The sequence below is a fragment of the Photobacterium angustum genome (genome assembly GCF_002954615.1).
Lineage (GTDB): Bacteria > Pseudomonadota > Gammaproteobacteria > Enterobacterales > Vibrionaceae > Photobacterium > Photobacterium angustum_A.
This window is the reverse complement of sequence record NZ_MSCJ01000001.1, coordinates 2,343,604-2,363,912: the sequence shown is the minus strand read 5'-3', so window position 1 is coordinate 2,363,912 and position 20,309 is coordinate 2,343,604. Positions and strand designations below refer to the sequence as shown.

The window sequence follows — 20,309 nt, the reverse complement described above, 5'->3', positions numbered from 1 at the left end:
TACACCGATTTAGTGCGCGCGTAGCTCAGCTGGATAGAGTACCTGGCTACGAACCAGGCGGTCGGAGGTTCGAATCCTCCCGCGCGCACCATTATTTAAAGTGATAAGCCTCAATGCTTGTTACTGTTACACCGATTTAGTGCGCGCGTAGCTCAGCTGGATAGAGTACCTGGCTACGAACCAGGCGGTCGGAGGTTCGAATCCTCCCGCGCGCACCATTATTTAAAGTGATAAGCCTCAATGTTTGTTACTGTTACACCGATTTAGTGCGCGCGTAGCTCAGCTGGATAGAGTACCTGGCTACGAACCAGGCGGTCGGAGGTTCGAATCCTCCCGCGCGCACCATTATTTAAAGTGATAAGCCTCAATGCTTGTTACTGTTACACCGATTTAGTGCGCGCGTAGCTCAGCTGGATAGAGTACCTGGCTACGAACCAGGCGGTCGGAGGTTCGAATCCTCCCGCGCGCACCATTATTTAAAGTAATAAGCCTCAATGCTTGTTACTGTTACACCGATTTAGTGCGCGCGTAGCTCAGCTGGATAGAGTACCTGGCTACGAACCAGGCGGTCGGAGGTTCGAATCCTCCCGCGCGCACCATTATTTAAAGTGATAAGCCTCAATGCTTGTTACTGTTACACCGATTTAGTGCGCGCGTAGCTCAGCTGGATAGAGTACCTGGCTACGAACCAGGCGGTCGGAGGTTCGAATCCTCCCGCGCGCACCATTATTTAAAGTGATAAGCCTCAATGCTTGTTACTGTTACACCGATTTAGTGCGCGCGTAGCTCAGCTGGATAGAGTACCTGGCTACGAACCAGGCGGTCGGAGGTTCGAATCCTCCCGCGCGCACCATTATTTAAAGTGATAAGCCTCAATGCTTGTTACTGTTACACCGATTTAGTGCGCGCGTAGCTCAGCTGGATAGAGTACCTGGCTACGAACCAGGCGGTCGGAGGTTCGAATCCTCCCGCGCGCACCATCATTTAAAGCCCAGCTTTTGCTGGGCTTTTTTGTATCTGTTGTTTTCTGATTTCTAAGTATTGCTAAGCCTTTATATTATTATTGTTAATAAGTAATAATAGTGGTTTTATTTACTTAGTATCAATAAGGGTATCTAGCTGCTTATTTGATACGATAACTTCTCTTTTTTAGCTGAATGCTATCCTTTCTAGATATATCTTAAATTCCTTTTTTTATTACATTTCAGTATGTTGATTATCTATATTCGATCTTTATGTATTTGTATTCATATTGTGTCTACATGTAATGAAATCTTGCAATTAAGGCTGATAATTATGCTTTCATTTGAGTAAAAATCAGACTAATGTTGCAAAAGTAACCATTTTTTGTGAATCAATTTGACTTGTTTTCAATTGTCATGATAATCGTTAACACTACGGTCACAACTAGAAGGAATTTATGATGACTGATCTGGGAGATGCGCTGTGGCAAGCAGCGGTAATTATGGCGACAGGAATGGTCGTTGTATTTGTCTTTCTATCAATCCTTATTTTTTTGGTTCATTTGTTGGCGAAATTTGCGCCAGCTGACCAAATTGAAGAGCCTACAGCTGCCAAGCCGGCAGTGACCCAAAATCGGTATTAAGCCTGATGTTATTGCCGCTATTTCTGCTGCTGTTCATCAATATCGTCAAGCTAAAAGCACTAGCTAATTTCACAGCATACAGTTTTGATTTAAGGACACTTATTCTTACAAGGAGTTTTGAACATGTCCAAGCCTCTAGCTATCACCGATGTTGTATTGCGTGATGCACACCAATCGTTATTCGCTACCCGCCTTCGTCTAGAAGATATGCTTCCTATTGCCGCACAGCTTGATGATGTCGGTTATTGGTCGTTAGAAACATGGGGTGGTGCAACATTTGATTCGTGCATTCGTTATCTTGGTGAAGATCCTTGGGAGCGTCTGCGCGCATTAAAGCAAGTGATGCCAAAAACACCGATGCAGATGTTACTTCGTGGACAGAATTTACTAGGCTATCGTCATTACGGTGATGATGTTGTTGAGAAATTTGTTGAACGTGCACATGCAAATGGTATGGATGTTTTCCGTATTTTTGATGCAATGAATGATGTGCGTAATTTTGAAAAAGCCGTAAAGTCGACGATTGATGTTGGTGCTCATGCGCAAGGTACTATTTCTTACACAACAAGTCCGGTTCATACTTTAGATACATGGACCGATCTTGCTAAGCGTTTAGAAGATCTCGGTTGTCACTCGCTATGTATCAAAGATATGTCAGGTCTATTGAAGCCTTATGAAGCTGAAGAGTTAATTAAGCGTATCAAAGCATCATGTGATATTCCGCTAGCTTTACACAGCCATGCTACAACCGGTTTATCTACAGCGACAGCAGTGAAAGCCGTAGAAGCGGGATTAGATATTCTTGATACATCGATTTCATCAATGAGCCAAACTTACGGTCATACACCAACTGAAACTGTGGTTGCTATGCTCCAAGGTACAGGACGTGATACCAACCTTGATTTAGAAAAGTTCGCACCTATTGCTAGCTATTTCCGAGATGTTCGTAAGAAGTACGCGAAATTTGAAGGTAGTTTACGCGGTGTTGATGCTCGAATTTTATTAGCACAAGTTCCTGGCGGCATGCTAACTAACATGGAAAGTCAGCTAAAAGAGCAAGGTGCTGCTGATCGTTTTGATGAAGTGTTAGAAGAGATCCCGCGTGTACGTGAAGATCTTGGCTTTATTCCACTGGTTACCCCAACATCACAAATTGTCGGTACTCAGGCTGTATTGAATGTACTGACTGGTGAGCGCTATAAGAGCATCAGTAAAGAAACGGCGGGTATTCTAAAAGGTGAATATGGCGCAGCACCAGCGGCTGTAAATAGTGATCTTCAAGCGAAAGTACTTGAGGGTGCTGAGCCTATTACTTGTCGTCCAGCTGATTTAATTGATGATGAGTTAGCTATCTTAACTGATGATCTTGTCGCAAAAGCAAAAGCTGAGGGTATTACGTTAGCCGATCAACAAGTTGATGATGTATTAACGTACGCATTATTCCCACAAGTAGGGCTTAACTTCCTTAAAAATCGTAATAATCCAGATGCTTTTGAACCTGTTCCAACAGGTGAAGAAGTGGTTACTACTGCTGCTGAAGCGAAAACAGCATCTGAAGTTGAAAGTTATAGCGTACGTGTTAATGGTCAGGTTTATAACGTTGATGTTGCTGAAGGCGGCGAATTGTCTTCTGTGGAACTGGCACAGCAACCAGCAGCGCCTGTTACTGCTGCAGCAACGCCAAGTGCAACAGCAGAAGCTGTTGGTGCACCATTAGCGGGGAATATCTTTAAGATCAATGTTCAACCTGGTCATCAAGTGACAGAAGGTGATGTTCTTGTGATCTTAGAAGCAATGAAGATGGAAACTGAAGTACGTGCTGCACGTAGTGGTGTGGTTGATCAGCTACATGTTAAAGAAGGTGATTCAGTCACTGTCGGTTCGCCGATCATTAGTTTGGCATAAGAGGTAACCATGGAAGGTTTATTAAAACTCTGGTCCGAAACTGGGATTGCAAACTTTGAATTCGGCCAGATCGTGATGATTGTAGTTGGTTGTGGTTTGTTGTTCTTGGCCATTCGCAAAGGCTTTGAGCCATTATTATTACTGCCTATGGGGTTTGGTGCAATTTTGGCCAATATCCCGAATGCAGGATTTACTGATCCTGGCGGTTTGCTTTATTACATCTATTACGTAGGGATTGAAACGGGTATTTTCCCGCTATTAATCTTTATGGGGGTCGGTGCAATGACCGACTTTGGCGCGTTGATTGCGAACCCTAAAACGTTACTATTAGGAGCTGCGGCACAGTTTGGTATTTTCTTTACCTTATTTGGCGCTATTTTCCTTAATGTTGTACCGGGAATGGAATTTTCGCTAGCAGATGCCTCGTCAATTGCAATTATTGGTGGCGCTGATGGCCCAACGGCTATCTTCTTAGCAAGCAGGTTGTCTCCTGATTTACTTGGTGCGATTGCGGTAGCTGCTTACAGTTACATGGCTTTAGTACCAATTATTCAGCCACCAATCATGAAAGCACTGACGACACCTGAAGAGCGTCAAATTCAGATGCAACAGTTACGTCATGTGAGCAAAGCTGAGAAAGTATTGTTCCCATTAGCAGTACTGTTGATGACGATTTTGTTCTTACCATCAGCAACACCATTAGTCGGTATGTTCTGTTTAGGTAACTTAATGCGTGAATCTGGTGTTGTGGATCGCCTATCAAATACAGTACAGAACGAGTTGATCAACATCGTGACAATTATGCTAGGTTTAGGTGTTGGTTCTAAGCTTGAAGCTGCAACATTCCTACAAATCGAAACATTAGGTATTTTGGTACTGGGTGCGGTTGCATTTAGTGTTGGTACTGGTGGTGGTGTATTAATGGCAAAAGCGCTTAACCGCTTTAGTAAAGAGCCAATTAACCCATTAATTGGTGCAGCAGGTGTATCTGCTGTTCCAATGGCTGCACGTGTGGTGAATAAGGTGGGGTTAGAGTCAAACCCTCAAAACTTCTTATTAATGCACGCGATGGGACCAAACGTAGCAGGTGTATTAGGTTCTGCTGTAGCTGCTGGTATCTTGTTAGCATTGGTGGGTGGAAGTTAAGGTATTTCTTTCACTATCTAGTTAAAAAGGCAGCGTTTCGCTGCCTTTTTTATTTAATGACAATATAAAAATATGTTCAGTTATCGCTTCAAATGGCACACTTTGCCTTCCTAATAAAAAGGCGACAGACATGACTGATTTATTTACCGGTGATACGGGCTTATGGGTTCTATTTGCGACCGGATTTCTTAGTGCCACATTGTTACCTGGCGGATCTGAAGCGAACCTTATCGCTGCTGTAAAATTAGGGGATAACCCGATATGGCAAATAGTAGCAGTCGTTGCGATAGGTAATACCTTAGGTGGACTAACTAATTATTGGTTAGGACTTTTACTACCAGATAAAACTTCAGAGCAAAAACAGAGTCATAAAGCGTTATTGTGGCTAAAAAAATACGGCTACTGGAGTTTGTTACTTAGTTGGATGCCAATTATTGGTGATCCCTTATGTTTAGCGGCAGGTTGGCTACGGATGCGATTTTTGTGGTGTGCAGTAGTCATTTTAATAGGTAAAACATTACGTTATATCGCATTAGCCGCAATCGTATTGGGACTTTTCCCTGCATTATCGTTTTAAGGAATTCGAGCGTGAAAAAATGGATCCTGAGTGCAGCCGTCGTTTCGTTGACAGGTTGTACTCAATTTACTGAACAGCAGACCACCCAAGTGTTACCCAAAGGGGTAACGTTTATTGAGCAAGTTAAAGCGGTACAAGGGAAAGCTGTGATCCCTTATAGCAAATACCGTTTGGCGAATGGGTTGACTGTTATTTTATCGCCGGATCATTCTGATCCGTTAGTGAATGTGGATGTGACTTACCATGTGGGCTCTGCGCGAGAGCAACAAGGTAAATCAGGCTTTGCGCACTTTTTTGAGCATATGATGTTTCAAGGCTCTAAGCACGTTGGTGATCAACAGCATTTCAAATTAATCACAGAAGCTGGCGGTAATTTAAATGGCAGTACTAACCGTGATCGCACGAATTACTTTGAAACAGTTCCAGCCAATCAATTAGAGAAAGCCTTATGGCTTGAGTCAGATCGTATGGGGTTCTTACTGGATGCGGTTTCACAGCGTAAGTTTGAAATTCAGCGAGATACGGTGAAAAATGAGCGTGCACAAAACTTTGAAAACCGCCCGTATGGTTTAATTTATGAAAAAATGGCGGAAGCGTTATACCCTCGTAGTCATCCGTATTCATGGCAAACCATTGGTTATGTGGAAGATTTAGATCGTGTTGATGTCAACGATCTTAAAGCCTTTTTCCTTCGTTGGTATGGGCCAAATAATGCGACCTTAACCATTGGTGGTGATATTAATAAAGCGCAAACACTGGAGTGGGTAAATAAGTATTTTGGCTCTATTCCACGTGGCCCTGAAGTAAAGGATGCACCTAAACAACCAGTGACGTTACCGTCTGATCGTTACATTACGCTACAAGATAATATTAAGCAGCCTATGTTAATGATGGGCTGGCCGACAGCGTATTTAGGCGCAGAGCAACAACCCTCACTGGATATGTTAGGACAAGTGATAGGAAGTGGCACGAATAGCTTACTTTATCAAAAACTGGTGAAGACTGGTAAAGCTGTTGATGCCGGGGCGTTCCAAGATTGTGCTGAATTAGCCTGTACTATGTATGTGTATGCGATGGCACCGAGTGGCGATCAAGGCCACTTAGATGTATTGCGTAAAGACGTTATGTCGATCATTAACAGCATCGATAAGCAAGGGATTAAGAAAGCCCAACTGGATGAAATAAAAGGCTCGGTTGAGGCGAGTGCTATTTATGGTTTACAAAGTGTCAGCGGTAAGGTGTCGCAACTTGCGGCTTATCAGACTTTCTTTGGTAACCCTAATTACATTTCAACGGATTTGGCGAACATTGATAAGGTGAATACGCAAAGCGTAATGCGTGCGTATAACCAGTATATTTATCAACATCCAAGTGTCACGCTCAGTGTTGTACCGCATGGTGAATTACAGCTTCAAGCGGCGAAACCTAACTATACGCCAGCTCCTCGTGTGTTACCGAAAAATACCAAGATCAAAGATCAAGATTTAGCTTACCGCACAGTTAAAGATAATTTTGATCGTTCAGTGATGCCAAAGGCTTCAAAGCCAGTGAAAGCAGTCATGCCCACACTGTATGAGTTCAGCCTTGCGAATGGGATCAAAGTGGTTGGTACCCAGTATCAAGAAACTCCAACGATCAGCTTGCAGTTAACTGTACCTGCAGGGCGTCGTTTAGATCCAGCAAGTAAAGAAGGTTTAGCTGAGCTTACAGCTGCGATGATGAATGAAGGCTCTGAGAAATATACCGCAGAGCAAATGGCATCTAAGCTAGATACTCTTGGCAGTAATATTTCAGTACATGCTGGATTATATGGCACCACGATTTCACTCAGTACGCTAACGAAGAACTTACCTGAAACGATGGCGTTATTAGAGCAACGTCTTTTCCATCCCGCCTTTAAAGAAAGTGATTTTAAGCGTCTTAAAAAGCAGATGATTGAAGGTATTGTTTATGAGCATCAAAGTGCGGATTGGTTAGCGGGGCAAGCAACACGAGAAGTCTTATTTAAGGGCACTGTGTTTGGGCGTCCAACGGATGGTACCAAGCAAACGTTGAGCAATATTACCCTGCAAGATGTGAAAGACTTCTATCATCGTTATTACACTCCTAACAATGCTGATGCGGTAGTAGTGGGCGATATAACACAAACGAAACTAGCACAAGCGTTAGCACCTATCGGGCAATGGCAAGGAAAACCTGCGCCAAGTATTGCATCACAAAAATTACCTGTGTTGAAGCAACAAGCAATATGGCTGGTAAATAAAGCGGACGCACCACAAACGGTGATCCGTTTAGTGCGTCACGGAATGCCGTTTGATGCCACAGGTGAGCTATTTAAAACCCAATTGGCAAACTTTAATTTAGCGGGTAACTTTAATAGCCGTATCAACATGAATCTACGTGAAGATAAAGGCTTTACCTATGGTGCGGGAGGCTATTTCAGTGGCGGAAAAGAAGTGGGTGTGGGAGTTTACTATGCTCAAGTTAGAGCCGATGCGACGGTTGCCTCTATAAAAGAGTTTCTCGCTGAACTAAAGAAAATGAGCACATTAGGATTAACCGATAAAGAGGTTAATTTTATGCGCTTAGCGGTGGGTCAGAAAGATGCTCTTAGTTATGAGACGCCAAGTCAAAAAGCATCATTGTTAGGTAATATATTAGCTTATGATTTACCAAATGATTTTGTCGCTCAGCGAAACCATATTGTCGATACCATTACTAAAACGACCATGGATAAATTAGCGCAGAAATGGTTTAACCCGAAAGATTATCAAATTATTGTGGTGGGTGATGCGAAGACATTGGAGCCACAATTGAAGGCATTAGACTTACCTGTTCATCTGCTTACATTAACGAAGTAACAGGTATTCAGTAACAGCTAGTAGCGAGTGCTAGTTGTTACTGCTTAGTAAAAGTCTTTCGCATTTTTTGCTGATATAAATGATGGTAATCAGATTCAATAATGATTACTCTGTTTTCCTTAAATTAGATTAAAACGAGAATAGCCTTGATGGATTTTTCACAGAGGTTACAGCAGCTTTCTACTCATGCTGACGCACTAACCCAGTTTGGACGTGGACTTGAACGAGAGTCACTTCGCATTACTGCGGATAGGCATTTATCCCAACTACCTCATCCTGTTGCATTAGGCTCCGCATTAACCAATAAGTGGATCACAACCGATTTTGCAGAATCGTTGTTGGAGTTTATTACGCCTGTTTCAAAAGATGTTGATCAACTTTTATGGCAATTAGAAGATATCCATAAGTTTGCTCTTAGCAAAATGGACGATGAACGCTTATGGCCAATGTCGATGCCTTGTTTTGTGGGAGCGCAAGAAGACATTACCTTGGCGCAATATGGTTCTTCGAATACTGGACGAATGAAAACGCTATACCGCGAAGGCTTGAAGCATCGCTATGGTAGTATCATGCAGATCATCTCTGGTGTTCATTTTAACTTTTCATTTTCTGATAGTTTTTGGGATGGTTTGTTTGGTGATCAAATGCCTGAGCAGCGTCAAGAGTCTGTTTCTGGTGCGTACTTTGGTTTGATCCGTAACTATTACCGTTTTGGTTGGTTAATTCCTTATTTATTTGGTGCGTCTCCTGCACTTTGTGGTTCTTTTATCAAAGACGACAAAGTGAAGGAATCATTTAGCAAAGTGGGCACCGGCACATATTACTTAGAGAAATCGACAGCATTACGTTTAAGTGATTTGGGGTACACCAATAATGCGCAAAGTGCATTGAAAATTGGTTTTAATAGCTTAGATCAGTACCTTGACGGTTTAAATCAAGCAATTCATACACCATCATCAGAATTTGCTGAAATCGGTGTTGTTGTTGACGGCGAACGTCGTCAGTTAAATAGTAATGTTTTACAAATCGAAAATGAGCTATATGCGCCAATCCGCGCTAAGCGTGTAACGAAAAGTGGTGAAAAACCGTCAGAAGCGCTTAAACGTGGCGGTGTTGAATACATCGAAGTGCGTTCATTAGATGTGAACCCATTTAGCCCGATTGGTATCAGTGAAGATCAGGTACGTTTTCTTGATTTATTCCTAACATGGGCGGTATTAACACCGTCTGCTGATATGGATGATAGTGAACTTGCTTGTTGGCGTGATAACTGGAATCGTGTGGTTATCGATGGTCGTAATCCAGAGTTAATGCTTAAGATTGGTTGTGCAGGTGAGCGTTTAAGCCTACAAGATTGGGGCTCGCGTGTATTTGCTGAATTGGAGCAAGTAGCGAAAACGATTGATGAGTTAAATGGTAACAATCGCTACCAACAAACGTGTGAGCGTTTACTGGGTTGGATCCATCATCCTGAGCGTACGCTATCGGCACAGTTACTTGAGCAAATCAAAATGGAGCAAGGCATTGGTAATCTTGGCTATAAGTTAGCAGCAAAACATGCAGAAAGCTTAAAAGCACAAGATTTCCGTTTTTATGATGCCAATACATTTGAACAAGAAGTTCATCACTCGGTAGAAAAACAGCAACAGATCGAGCGTGATGACACAGTATCATTTGATGATTATCTCGATAATTACTTTGCCGATATTCATGTTGGCTTGTAAAGAGTAACAACGAAAGAGTACCTTCTTTCAAACAAATAAAAGCTGGGATCCGGATGGTTCCAGCTTATTATTTTCGTCTTTATTGATAGATACATTTTACATGGATGATGAAACCTCTTCTTTAGCTACTGTTAACTTCCATCCCTATATAATGTATTACTTGATAAATGTCTTTAATGGAATGTGAGTGATATATGCAGCGATCTCTTCGTTTATTTTTGTTGTTCGGAATAACCCTCATTGTTTCAGGATGTGCCTCTGCACCACCACGAGACCAATCGAATATTTGTAATATTTTTCGTCAATATCCGAGTTGGTATGATGATGCCGTTGATATGCAAAAAGAGTGGGGTACGCCCATCAATGTGGCGATGGCGATCATTAAACAAGAAAGTAGCTTCCGCCATGATGCTGAGCCACCGAAAAACTATGTACTCGGCTTTATTCCATGGGGACGTGTAAGCAGTGCTTATGGTTACGCACAAGCGCAAGATCCTGCATGGGAGGATTTTCAAAAGCACACAGGTCATGGCGGCTCACGTACTGATTTCGGCGATTCATTACAATTTGTTGGTTGGTATACCCATGAAACACAACGTCAGTTAGGTATTTCTAAATGGGATGCTTATCGTCAGTATTTGGCTTATCACGAAGGTCGAGGTGGGTTTAAGCGTGGAACATATTGGAAAAAGCCATGGCTAACCAAGGTTGCTCGTAAAGTAGAGCAGCAATCAAAGAATTATGGTTGGCAGTTAAAGCAATGCCGAAAAGAATTAGAAAGTAATAGAAGCTGGTGGTTTTAGACTGTAACAAGTTGCGAATACAGAAAAAGTACCAATAATTGAATAAGTCAGGATTGACGTGCAAGGAGAAGCAAACAATGCCATTACTCGATAGTTTTACTGTTGATCATACTAAAATGAATGCGCCAGCAGTACGTGTTGCAAAGACGATGCAAACACCAAAAGGCGATACCATTACGGTGTTTGATTTACGTTTTTGTCGTCCAAACGTTGATATTTTAAGTGAGCGTGGAATTCATACTCTTGAGCATCTTTATGCTGGTTTTATGCGTGCGCACCTTAATTCAAATAATGTCGAGATCATCGATATCTCGCCGATGGGATGTCGCACTGGTTTCTACATGAGCTTAATCGGCACACCGACTGAAGAAGTAGTTGCTGCAAGCTGGAAAGCGGCAATGGAAGATGTGTTGAAAGTGGAATCACAAAATCAAATTCCAGAGCTGAATGAATACCAGTGTGGTACTTATGATATGCACTCATTAGAAGAAGCAAAAAAAATTGCCTCAACTATTTTGTCGCAAGGGATCCTTGTAAATAAAAATGATGAGCTTGCTTTGCCTGAAGCCATGCTACAAGACTTAAAAGTGAAGTAAGATTTCTCTTACTGAGTTTGAAATAGAAAAAGCCGACATTGCGTCGGCTTTTTTATTATTTATTGGGCGTGTCGGGTAACACTTTAATCAGCTTTATCATATTGTCTGACACCTCAACGATTTCCATTTTATGATTCGCAATCATGATGCTAACTTTATTATCTGGAATATATTCAAGATGTTCGAGGATCAGACCATTTAAAGTTCGAGGACCATCTGTAGGTAATTTCCAATTTAGGCTTTTGTTCAAATCGCGAATGTTGGCACTACCTTCAATCATCAAGCTACCATCACTTTGTGCCGTGATCTCTTCTGCTAACGTTGGTGCAATAGACGTCGTAAATTCCCCTACGATCTCTTCAAGAATATCTTCTACCGTGATCAAACCTTGGATATCACCGTACTCGTCAACAATTAACCCGATACGCTCTTTATTACGTTGGAATTTCAAAAGCTGAATGTTCAGCGGGGTGCCTTCTGGAATGAAATAGACTTCATCAGCCGCACGTAACAGATTTTCTTTACTGAAATCATTTTTGTCCATCATTAGGCGGTAGGCTTCACGCACACGTAGCATTCCTACAACTTCATCAATATTGTCGCGGTAAAGTACTATACGACCATGAGCTGAATGGCTTAGTTGGCGGACGATTGATTTCCAATCATCATTAACGTTAATGGCTGCGATCTCACTGCGCGGTACCATTAAGTCTTCAACCGTGACATTTTCTAAATCAAGAATCGATAACAGCATATCTTGGTGACGACGTGGGATTAAGCCGCCAGCTTCGTTGACAATAGTACGCAATTCTTCTGAGCTTAATTTAGATGAACTGTTATTGCTGTTCTTTAATCCTAAAATGAAAAGAAACGCACTGGTGATCCCATTAACAAACCACACTAATGGATAAAGCACTTTCATTAAAATGTTTAAGATGATGCTGCTGGCATAAGAGACACGTTCAGGATAGAGCGCAGCTACCGTCTTAGGGGTTACTTCTGCAAAGACAAGGATCAAAATAGTCAGTGCACCGGTTGCAATCGCTACACCTGCATCGCCGTAAAGGCGCATACCAAGAATGGTCGCAATCGCTGATGCTAAAATATTAACTAAATTATTGCCGATCAGAATTAGGCCAATTAAGCGATCAGTACGAGAAAGTAGCTTCTCGACACGTTTGGCTCCTTTATGGCCTTGGTTGGCCATGTGGCGTAGTTTGTAGCGGTTTAGTGCCATCATGCCTGTTTCTGAACTGGAGAAATAAGCCGATAGAACGATCATTAAAATAAGTAGAGAGAATAGTACACCTGTGGAGATCTCGTCCAAAAGTCGTAACCCTTAATGTTTTATGCAAGCTAAAGCCCCTTATAAAGGGCAAAATTATAAGTATTGTAATTATAGAAATATTCTATATAAATATATGATAGGTAATAGAATTACATCCCAATGATGATTTCTTTTACGAACCGGCTCCCAAAGTAAGCCAGTGTGAGTAGAAATGCACCAACGAGGCTGAACCAAATTACCCTGCGTCCACGCCAACCTTGTTGGTAATGTCCCCATAGTAAGACACTGTAAACACACCAAGCTAATAATGATAGTATCGCTTTATGGGTTTTACCTTGAGCTATGATATCGTTAATAAATAGATAACCTGTGAGTAAGGTTACGGTTAATAACGCATATCCAACAATAATGATCTTGAAAAGTTGACGTTCAACTATCATTAATGGAGGAATATTAGGGTTCATTGCTAAGCTCTTTTTATGTTTAAGCTTATGATCAAGCCATGCTAATTGAATAGCATATAGGCTCGCAATCGTAAGGGTTGAATACGAGAACAAAGCAAGAGAAATATGCAGTAATACTTGCGGATGTGCTTCTAAATGGGTAATAAAAGCACCGGGCAATAAAGCTGAAGCCGCTAAATTAATAGCAGCAAAACTGTATATGACTGGCAATAAAAACCAAATCCGCATTTTTAACATTGCTACTGTAGTCAAGCAGGCAATAATTACGCTGATTAACGAAGCAACGTTAAGAATACTGAGGTTTTGTCCTGCACCTGCAAAGATAAGATCTTTAAGCAGTAGGATATGAAAAATAATTGCCATACAGGCAGCGGCAAAAACAGGGGTAACTTTTATGCCGTTATTGTTAGCAAGTCCTGGAATAACCAGCAACAGTGCAATGAGATAAAAGCCAACTGCTGGAATAGCAAGTAACATATCCATAATGAATGAGATAGCTCCGTATTAACTAATGGCTATTTTATAGGGTTTTAGAGACGCAATTATACCTTGCTCAAACCTTCACCGCCAACGTAATACCTAAAAGTGACAGAGGATTACATGAAAACGAAGGTTTTTTTACGGTATACTTGTACCAATTTTAGTGATTTTGCAATTTTAATTGAGTTGCGTAACGAGCGAGTAGCACCACATGTTCGAAAATTTAACCGAGCGTTTATCGCGAACGCTTAAAAATGTCAGCGGCCGTGGTCGCCTTACGGATGACAACATCAAGGATACTTTGCGTGAAGTACGCATGGCATTGCTCGAGGCTGATGTTGCGCTGCCCGTTGTTCGTGAATTCGTTAAGCGTGTAAAAGAGCGCGCTGTTGGTACTGAAGTATCAAAAAGTTTAACGCCAGGTCAAGAATTCATCAAAATCGTTCAAGCTGAACTTGAAGCGGTGATGGGTGAAGAAAACGAAGGCTTGGATTTAAGTTGCCAACCGCCTGCAGTTATTTTAATGGCAGGTTTACAAGGTGCAGGTAAAACAACCAGCGTCGGTAAATTAGGTAAGCTATTAAAAGAGCGTGATAGTAAAAAAGTATTGGTTGTTTCTGCCGACGTATACCGTCCTGCGGCAATCAAGCAGCTTGAGACGCTAGCGGGTGATGTTGGTATTGATTTCTTCCCATCAAACGTAGAGCAGAAACCTGTCGAGATCGCAAAAGCGGCGCTTGAGCACGGTAAGCTTAAATTCTACGATGTGGTGATTGTCGATACAGCGGGTCGTCTTCACGTTGATGAAGAGATGATGGATGAAATTAAAGACGTCCATAAAACATTAAATCCTGTTGAGACATTGTTCGTGGTTGATGCCATGACAGGTCAAGATGCGGCAAACACAGCTAAAGCCTTTAATGATGCATTGCCACTAACTGGTGTGATCTTAACCAAGGTGGATGGTGATGCCCGTGGTGGTGCTGCGTTATCAGTACGTCATATTACTGGTAAGCCAATTAAATTTTTAGGTGTTGGTGAAAAAACTGACGCACTAGAGCCGTTCCATCCAAACCGTGTTGCTTCTCGTATCTTAGGTATGGGTGACGTTCTTTCTTTAATCGAAGATTTAGAACGTAACGTTGATAAGCAAGAAGCGGAAAAACTGGCGAAGAAATTCAAAGACAAAAAAGGATTTGATTTAGAAGACTTCCGTAGCCAGCTTCAACAAATGAAAAACATGGGCGGTATGATGGGAATGCTTGATAAGCTTCCGGGTATGTCACAACTACCGTCTGATGTGAAAGATAAAGTGGACGATAAAGTGTTCGTTCAAATGGAAGCTATCATTAATTCAATGACCAAAGGCGAGCGCGCACATCCTGAACTTATCAAAGGTTCACGTAAAAAGCGTATTGCTGCAGGTTCTGGTACACAAGTACAAGATGTGAACCGTTTATTGAAGCAATTTACCCAAATGCAGAAGATGATGAAGAAAATGCAAAAGGGTGGAATGAAGAATATGATGCGCCAAATGAAGGGTATGATGCCTGGTGGCGGAATGTTCCCTGGACGCTAATTCCATAATTTTAAAAGATTTTAAAGTCGATTGGTTATTTTACTGGCGAAAAAGTAACTAAAGAAGTTGCATTCGTCGTTCTAAAGAGTAAAATTCCGAGGCTTTATTTTGGCACGGGCCCCGTTTTTTAAGCGGGGCCAATTTAATTTACAGTAATGCAAAGAGGACGATATGGTAACCATTCGTTTGGCACGTCACGGCGCTAAGAAGCGTCCATTCTATCAAATCGTTGTTGCTGACTCACGTTGTTCACGTGACGGTCGTAACATCGAGCAAATCGGTTTCTTCAACCCACTAGCTAAGGGTCAAGAAGAGCGTCTACGTCTAGACCTAGATCGCGTAAACCACTGGGTAGGTCAAGGCGCTTCTGTGACTGACCGCGCAGCAAAACTAATCAAAGATGCAGCGAAAGCAGCTTAATTTGATTATTAAGGTAGAAGAGAAACGATGAGCAATAAAAACCAAGACCACATTATTGTCGGTAAACTGGGTGCCACCTACGGTATCAAGGGTTGGCTCAAAGTTTTTTCCTACACCGAACAATCTGAAAGCATTTTCTCTTACACCCCTTGGCTTATTAAAGTTAAAGGTGAGTGGAAAGAGATCCATGTTGAATCATGGAAACGCCATGGCCAAGGTCTGGTGGCTAAGCTAGAAGGCATGGATATCCGCGAGGATGCCCAAGTTTTCACTAACGCTGAAGTCGCTGTATTGGCTGAGCAACTACCAGCACTGTCAGATGAAGAATTCTACTGGCGTGAGTTGTTTGGTATGTCTGTATTCACTACCGAAGGTTACGACCTAGGTAAGGTGACAGACATCCTGGAAACAGGTTCAAACGATGTGTTAGTTGTTAAGGCGAATTTAAAAGATGCTTTCGGGCAGAAGGAACGATTAATTCCGTTCCTCGATGAGCAGGTCATCAAGTTGATTGATCGCACTGCTCAGCGGATCGAAGTTGACTGGGATCCTGAGTTTTAACCTCCGGTAATAAGGTGAGTAACATGTGGGTTGGTGTAATCAGCCTTTTTCCTGAAATGTTCTCTTCCATTACCAATTTTGGGGTAACAGGCCAGGCGGTAAAAAAAGGCCTTTTGACTGTTGATACGTGGAATCCTCGTGATTTTACGCACGACAAACATCGTACGGTAGATGATCGACCATACGGTGGTGGACCGGGTATGTTGATGATGGTACAGCCTTTGCGCGATGCCATTCACACAGCCAAACAGTCTGCAAAAGGTAAGGCTAAAGTAATCTACCTTTCCCCTCAGGGCCGTAAGCTGGATCAGGCTGGTGTTGAGGAGTTAGCGCAAAATGAGAATCTGATTCTTATTTGTGGTCGCTATGAAGGGGTTGATGAGCGCATTATCCAACAAGAGGTAGACGAAGAATGGTCTATCGGCGATTTTGTGTTAACGGGTGGTGAACTACCTGCTATGACGTTGGTGGATGCAGTTGTTCGGTTTGTTCCGGGCGTACTGGGAGACTTTGCGTCAGCAGAAGAAGATTCTTTTGCAAATGGCTTGCTAGATTGCCCTCATTACACAAGACCAGAATTGTTGGACGGGCAGGAAGTACCTTCGGTATTAATGTCTGGCAATCATAAAGATATTAGTCGCTGGCGATTAAAACAATCGCTAGGCCGTACATGGCTAAGAAGACCAGAGCTCCTGGAAAACCTAGCTCTGACTGACGATCAGGAATTCTTGCTAGCGGAATTTATCCGCGAACATAAAGCAAGCATTTAATTAATTTAGTATCAGTTTATTCTAGGGTATATACCAAATGAGTAACATCATTAAAGCTCTTGAGCAAGAGCAGCTAAAAACAGACCTACCGACTTTCGCACCAGGTGACACTGTTGTTGTTCAAGTTAAGGTAAAAGAAGGTGACCGTGAGCGTCTACAGGCTTTTGAAGGCGTTGTAATCGCAATCCGTAACCGTGGTCTACATTCTGCATTTACTGTTCGTAAGATTTCGAACGGTGAAGGTGTTGAGCGTGCGTTCCAAACTCACTCTCCAGTAGTTGACAGCATTACTGTTAAACGTCGTGGTGCAGTACGTCGTGCCAAGTTGTACTACCTACGTGAGCGTTCTGGTAAATCAGCACGTATCCGTGAGAAGCTATCTAAGTAATAGCTTTAAACGCTTGACGTTTAATCGAAAAGCCCACCGAAAGGTGGGCTTTTTTTATATCTGTAAATTATCAATTGGGGAGCTTTAGGATGAATGAGTATTTAAACAGATGAAAAGCGCTGTATATTTACTGAACAGACTCTAATTAAGTATAAAGTTTGCACTATTATGCTAGGTTAAATTGAGAACATATTGTATAAAATTCATAGCGAGTTTGAGGCTGAATAATACTACGTTTTTTTGCTTCTCAAAACTCCTCGATTTGATAACCAAGGAAAAGTTATGAAAGTACTTCCTCTTTTGACTCTCTCTTCTGTTGTGCTTCTATCTGGCTGTGTCACACAGTCCGCTTTGATCAGCAAAGGAAATTTTGAACAGCTTGGTTTTTATGACGGTGCAGGTGGTCGTGTTGCACTAACAACCACACAACTCGATAAAATCTCAGATAAGTATGACGCGACGGAAACACCTAATCATCAAGAGTATCTACAGGGTTATAATAAAGGTCGCGATAATTACTGCTCAATTGAATATGTATTACAACTCGGTGAGCAAGGTAATTCCAATTGGGGAGTTTGTGAATATCGCCGTGAAGTCCCTTTATTTAAAGCAAAATGGCAGCAAGGTTTTGAGCGCTATATGTCACAAGAGCCTAGGTTATAATACTACTGCTCGTAAATTATACGTTTTCGATAAAATAAGAGTTAATACAGACAGACTGTATTAACTTTTTTATATTTATATCATGGGTGTAAATAATAATTTACAGGTGGTGTTTTTTATTTACACTGCTATTGCAATAGGTCATCAAGACTTGTTATGTTTGTTGGCATAATGTTACTAATGGATATAGTGATAACGAAACAGGGACTGTGTTTCGCGCTAACAAATCAATGACAAGGACGACGCTATGCAAAAAGACCAACTCAATAACGTTCATATCGAAGATGAATCTGTTCTCATTACGCCAGCAAAGTTGAAACAAGACTTATCAGCCTCTAAACAAGCGTTGTCTTTTGTGGAGCAATCACGTCAAACCATCGCCGATATTATTCATAAGCGCGATCATCGTTTATTGGTCGTGTGTGGGCCTTGTTCTATTCATGATGTTGAGCAAGCAAAAGCTTACGGGCAGAAGTTAAAGCAATTAGCAGAAGAGCTTAGTGATCAACTTTACATTGTGATGCGAGTCTATTTTGAAAAACCGCGCACCACAGTAGGGTGGAAAGGGTTAATTAACGACCCATATATTGATGGCTCATTTGCTGTTGAAGAAGGCTTGCATATTGGCCGTCAGCTATTAGTTGACTTAGTTGAAGATGGTATTCCTTTAGCGACCGAAGCACTTGATCCTATTAGTCCGCAATACTTAGGCGATTTATTTAGTTGGGCAGCAATTGGTGCACGTACGACGGAGTCACAAACCCACCGTGAAATGGCAAGTGGATTATCAATGCCAGTAGGCTTTAAAAATGGTACTGATGGTAGCTTGGCAACAGCAATTAATGCGATGCAAGCGGCAGCGTCAGGCCATAAATTTATGGGTATTAACCCAGATGGACAAGTTGCACTGCTAAATACGGAAGGTAACCCTGACGGTCATGTTATTTTACGTGGTGGTAAGCAAACGAATTACGATTCAGTGTCAGTTAGAGAGTGTGAAAACGAGATGGTCGGATCAGGTCTTTCACCAGCCTTAATGGTAGACTGTAGCCATGCTAATTCTCGTAAAGATTATCGTCGCCAACCTTTGGTAGCTGAAGATGTAATTCATCAGATCCGAGAAGGAAATCAGTCTATTATAGGATTGATGATCGAAAGCCATCTTGATGAAGGGAACCAGAGTGCAGATCTTCCTCGAGATGAAATGAAGTACGGCGTATCGATAACTGATGCATGTATTAGTTGGGACACCACCGAGAAATTATTGCGTCAGGCACATAAGGAATTAGTGCCGTTCTTACAAGATCGAATTAAATAATTACGGATAGAAAGAAATCATGGTTGCTGAGTTAAGCAAATTAAGAGATCAAATTGATGATGTAGATCGTCAAATGGTTGAGCTATTGGCTCAACGACTCGCTTTAGTTGAGCAGGTCGGCGTAGTGAAGAGCCAGCATGGCTTACCTATTTATGCCCCAGATCGTGAAGCGGCAATGTTGGCATCTCGTCGCGAAGAGGCGGAACGTCAAGGGGTTCCTGCGGATCTTATCGAAGATGTACTTCGTCGAACGATGCGTGAATCTTATTCGAGTGAAAACGATTCTGGTTTTAAATGTTTAAATCCACAATTGCGACCAATTGTTATTGTTGGTGGCCATGGCCAGTTGGGTAAATTGTTTTGTCGTCTGTTTGAACTGTCGGGTTACCAAGTTAAAACATTAGGTAGCCAAGATTGGGATCGTGCCGATGAAATATTGCATGATGCAGGTATGGTCGTTGTTTCTGTTCCTATCCATTTAACAGAATCTGTGATCGCCAAGCTAGGTAACTTACCAGATGATTGTTTACTTGCTGATTTAACATCGGTAAAAAGTGGTCCATTACAAGCGATGTTAGAAGTGCACAAAGGTCCTGTAGTTGGCCTGCATCCAATGTTTGGCCCTGATATTCCAAGTCTGGCAAAGCAGGTGATTGTGTACTGTGATGGGCGAAATCCTGAAAGTTACCAATGGCTGTTGGAGCAATTTCAGATTTGGGGCGCAACGCTAAATCGTATCAGTGCGATTGAACACGATCAGGGGATGACTTTGATCCAAGCATTACGTCACTTTACGTCGTTTGTTTACGGTGTTCATCTTGCAGAAGAAGATCCTAAGCTAGATCAGTTAATGTCGTTAAGCTCACCAATCTATCGCTTAGAGCTCGCGATGGTTGGGCGTCTATTTGCTCAGGATGCACAATTGTACGGTGACATTATTATGTCAGCGCCACAGAATATTGCGATGATCAAACGTTTCCATCAGCGCTTTGGTGAAGCGATTGAAATGCTAGATGCTCAAGATAAAGATGCGTTTAAGCAAGCTTTTGGTCAAGTATCAGGATGGTTTGGCGATTACGCTGAACATTTTTTAGCAGAGAGCCAGGGACTGCTTAGGCAGGCGAACGATTCAACTCACCGTAAATCGTAGTTAATTTTCT

Annotated in this window: 17 protein-coding genes, 8 tRNA genes and 1 pseudogene; 24 read left to right on the top strand and 2 right to left on the bottom strand. The window is 42.0% G+C overall.

Translation table 11 applies throughout. The features are described from left to right. Positions 1 to 14 precede the first annotated feature (14 nt). The 16 genes and pseudogenes from BTO08_RS10495 to luxS all read left to right on the top strand — a co-directional run bounded on the left by BTO08_RS10495 (position 15) and on the right by luxS (position 11,218). Positions 15 to 91: transfer RNA gene (locus BTO08_RS10495), tRNA-Arg, on the top strand. 50 nt (positions 92 to 141) lie between these two features. Continuing rightward, positions 142 to 218, top strand: a tRNA-Arg gene (locus tag BTO08_RS10490). Between the two features lie 50 nt (positions 219 to 268). Continuing rightward, positions 269 to 345 (top strand) — tRNA-Arg (locus BTO08_RS10485). Between the two features lie 50 nt (positions 346 to 395). Beyond that, positions 396 to 472: transfer RNA gene (locus tag BTO08_RS10480), tRNA-Arg, on the top strand. A gap of 50 nt (positions 473 to 522) precedes the next feature. After that, positions 523 to 599, top strand: a tRNA-Arg gene (locus tag BTO08_RS10475). A gap of 50 nt (positions 600 to 649) precedes the next feature. Then, positions 650 to 726: transfer RNA gene (locus tag BTO08_RS10470), tRNA-Arg, on the top strand. Positions 727 to 776: 50 nt separating this feature from the next. Beyond that, positions 777 to 853: transfer RNA gene (locus BTO08_RS10465), tRNA-Arg, on the top strand. A 50-nt stretch (positions 854 to 903) separates the two neighbouring features. Beyond that, positions 904 to 980: transfer RNA gene (locus BTO08_RS10460), tRNA-Arg, on the top strand. Between the two features lie 443 nt (positions 981 to 1,423). After that, a pseudogene (locus BTO08_RS10455) lies at positions 1,424 to 1,673 on the top strand (oxaloacetate decarboxylase subunit gamma). 56 nt (positions 1,674 to 1,729) lie between these two features. Continuing rightward, positions 1,730 to 3,511, top strand: coding sequence for a sodium-extruding oxaloacetate decarboxylase subunit alpha (gene oadA / locus BTO08_RS10450; RefSeq protein ID WP_105060911.1), 1,782 nt, complete (start codon positions 1,730 to 1,732; stop codon positions 3,509 to 3,511). Between the two features lie 9 nt (positions 3,512 to 3,520). Then, positions 3,521 to 4,657, top strand: a complete 1,137-nt coding sequence (locus tag BTO08_RS10445; protein WP_005371498.1) for a sodium ion-translocating decarboxylase subunit beta — start codon at positions 3,521 to 3,523, stop codon at positions 4,655 to 4,657. A 130-nt stretch (positions 4,658 to 4,787) separates the two neighbouring features. Then, a complete protein-coding gene (locus tag BTO08_RS10440) occupies positions 4,788 to 5,234 on the top strand; it encodes a YqaA family protein (protein ID WP_105060910.1) in 447 nt (148 codons plus the stop codon). Positions 5,235 to 5,245: 11 nt separating this feature from the next. After that, the gene (locus BTO08_RS10435; RefSeq protein ID WP_105060909.1) at positions 5,246 to 8,095 is read left to right on the top strand and encodes a M16 family metallopeptidase; all 2,850 of its coding nucleotides are present in this window, start codon (positions 5,246 to 5,248) and stop codon (positions 8,093 to 8,095) included. A 146-nt stretch (positions 8,096 to 8,241) separates the two neighbouring features. Then, the gene (gshA, locus tag BTO08_RS10430) at positions 8,242 to 9,819 is read left to right on the top strand and encodes a glutamate--cysteine ligase (protein WP_198038433.1); all 1,578 of its coding nucleotides are present in this window, start codon (positions 8,242 to 8,244) and stop codon (positions 9,817 to 9,819) included. Between the two features lie 194 nt (positions 9,820 to 10,013). Further along, entirely contained in the window at positions 10,014 to 10,622 is a 609-nt protein-coding gene (locus BTO08_RS10425) for a hypothetical protein (RefSeq protein ID WP_045084408.1), read from the top strand. A gap of 77 nt (positions 10,623 to 10,699) precedes the next feature. Next, positions 10,700 to 11,218, top strand: a complete 519-nt coding sequence (gene luxS, locus BTO08_RS10420) for an S-ribosylhomocysteine lyase (RefSeq protein WP_045150519.1) — start codon at positions 10,700 to 10,702, stop codon at positions 11,216 to 11,218. A 55-nt stretch (positions 11,219 to 11,273) separates the two neighbouring features. Here the strand turns inward: luxS and BTO08_RS10415 are convergent, their stop codons facing one another. Together BTO08_RS10415 and BTO08_RS10410 are read right to left on the bottom strand one after the other, a co-directional pair. Next, on the bottom strand, positions 11,274 to 12,545 hold the full coding sequence (locus tag BTO08_RS10415) for an HlyC/CorC family transporter (protein ID WP_039872756.1): 1,272 nt from the start codon (positions 12,543 to 12,545) through the stop codon (positions 11,274 to 11,276). 110 nt (positions 12,546 to 12,655) lie between these two features. Beyond that, entirely contained in the window at positions 12,656 to 13,453 is a 798-nt protein-coding gene (locus BTO08_RS10410) for a cytochrome C assembly family protein (protein ID WP_105060907.1), read from the bottom strand. 208 nt (positions 13,454 to 13,661) lie between these two features. Between BTO08_RS10410 and ffh the strand changes: the two genes are divergently transcribed. The 8 genes from ffh to tyrA all read left to right on the top strand — a co-directional run bounded on the left by ffh (position 13,662) and on the right by tyrA (position 20,299). Beyond that, a complete protein-coding gene (gene ffh / locus BTO08_RS10405) occupies positions 13,662 to 15,029 on the top strand; it encodes a signal recognition particle protein (RefSeq protein WP_005371527.1) in 1,368 nt (455 codons plus the stop codon). Positions 15,030 to 15,200: 171 nt separating this feature from the next. Next, positions 15,201 to 15,449, top strand: coding sequence for a 30S ribosomal protein S16 (gene rpsP / locus BTO08_RS10400; RefSeq protein ID WP_005371529.1), 249 nt, complete (start codon positions 15,201 to 15,203; stop codon positions 15,447 to 15,449). 27 nt (positions 15,450 to 15,476) lie between these two features. Beyond that, positions 15,477 to 16,010: a ribosome maturation factor RimM gene (gene rimM, locus BTO08_RS10395; RefSeq protein ID WP_005371530.1), complete on the top strand. Its 534-nt coding sequence runs from the start codon at positions 15,477 to 15,479 to the stop codon at positions 16,008 to 16,010. Positions 16,011 to 16,033: 23 nt separating this feature from the next. Then, the gene (gene trmD, locus BTO08_RS10390; RefSeq protein WP_005371531.1) at positions 16,034 to 16,780 is read left to right on the top strand and encodes a tRNA (guanosine(37)-N1)-methyltransferase TrmD; all 747 of its coding nucleotides are present in this window, start codon (positions 16,034 to 16,036) and stop codon (positions 16,778 to 16,780) included. A gap of 37 nt (positions 16,781 to 16,817) precedes the next feature. Next, positions 16,818 to 17,168 (top strand): 50S ribosomal protein L19, encoded by a 351-nt coding sequence (gene rplS / locus BTO08_RS10385; RefSeq protein WP_005371532.1) that lies wholly within the window; start codon positions 16,818 to 16,820, stop codon positions 17,166 to 17,168. Positions 17,169 to 17,450: 282 nt separating this feature from the next. After that, positions 17,451 to 17,831 carry a DUF2799 domain-containing protein gene (locus tag BTO08_RS10380; RefSeq protein WP_105060906.1) on the top strand — a complete coding sequence of 127 codons (381 nt, stop codon included), beginning with the start codon at positions 17,451 to 17,453 and terminating at the stop codon, positions 17,829 to 17,831. 247 nt (positions 17,832 to 18,078) lie between these two features. Further along, positions 18,079 to 19,149 (top strand): 3-deoxy-7-phosphoheptulonate synthase, encoded by a 1,071-nt coding sequence (locus BTO08_RS10375; protein WP_105060905.1) that lies wholly within the window; start codon positions 18,079 to 18,081, stop codon positions 19,147 to 19,149. Positions 19,150 to 19,168: 19 nt separating this feature from the next. After that, positions 19,169 to 20,299, top strand: coding sequence for a bifunctional chorismate mutase/prephenate dehydrogenase (gene tyrA, locus BTO08_RS10370; RefSeq protein ID WP_105060904.1), 1,131 nt, complete (start codon positions 19,169 to 19,171; stop codon positions 20,297 to 20,299). Positions 20,300 to 20,309 lie beyond the last annotated feature (10 nt).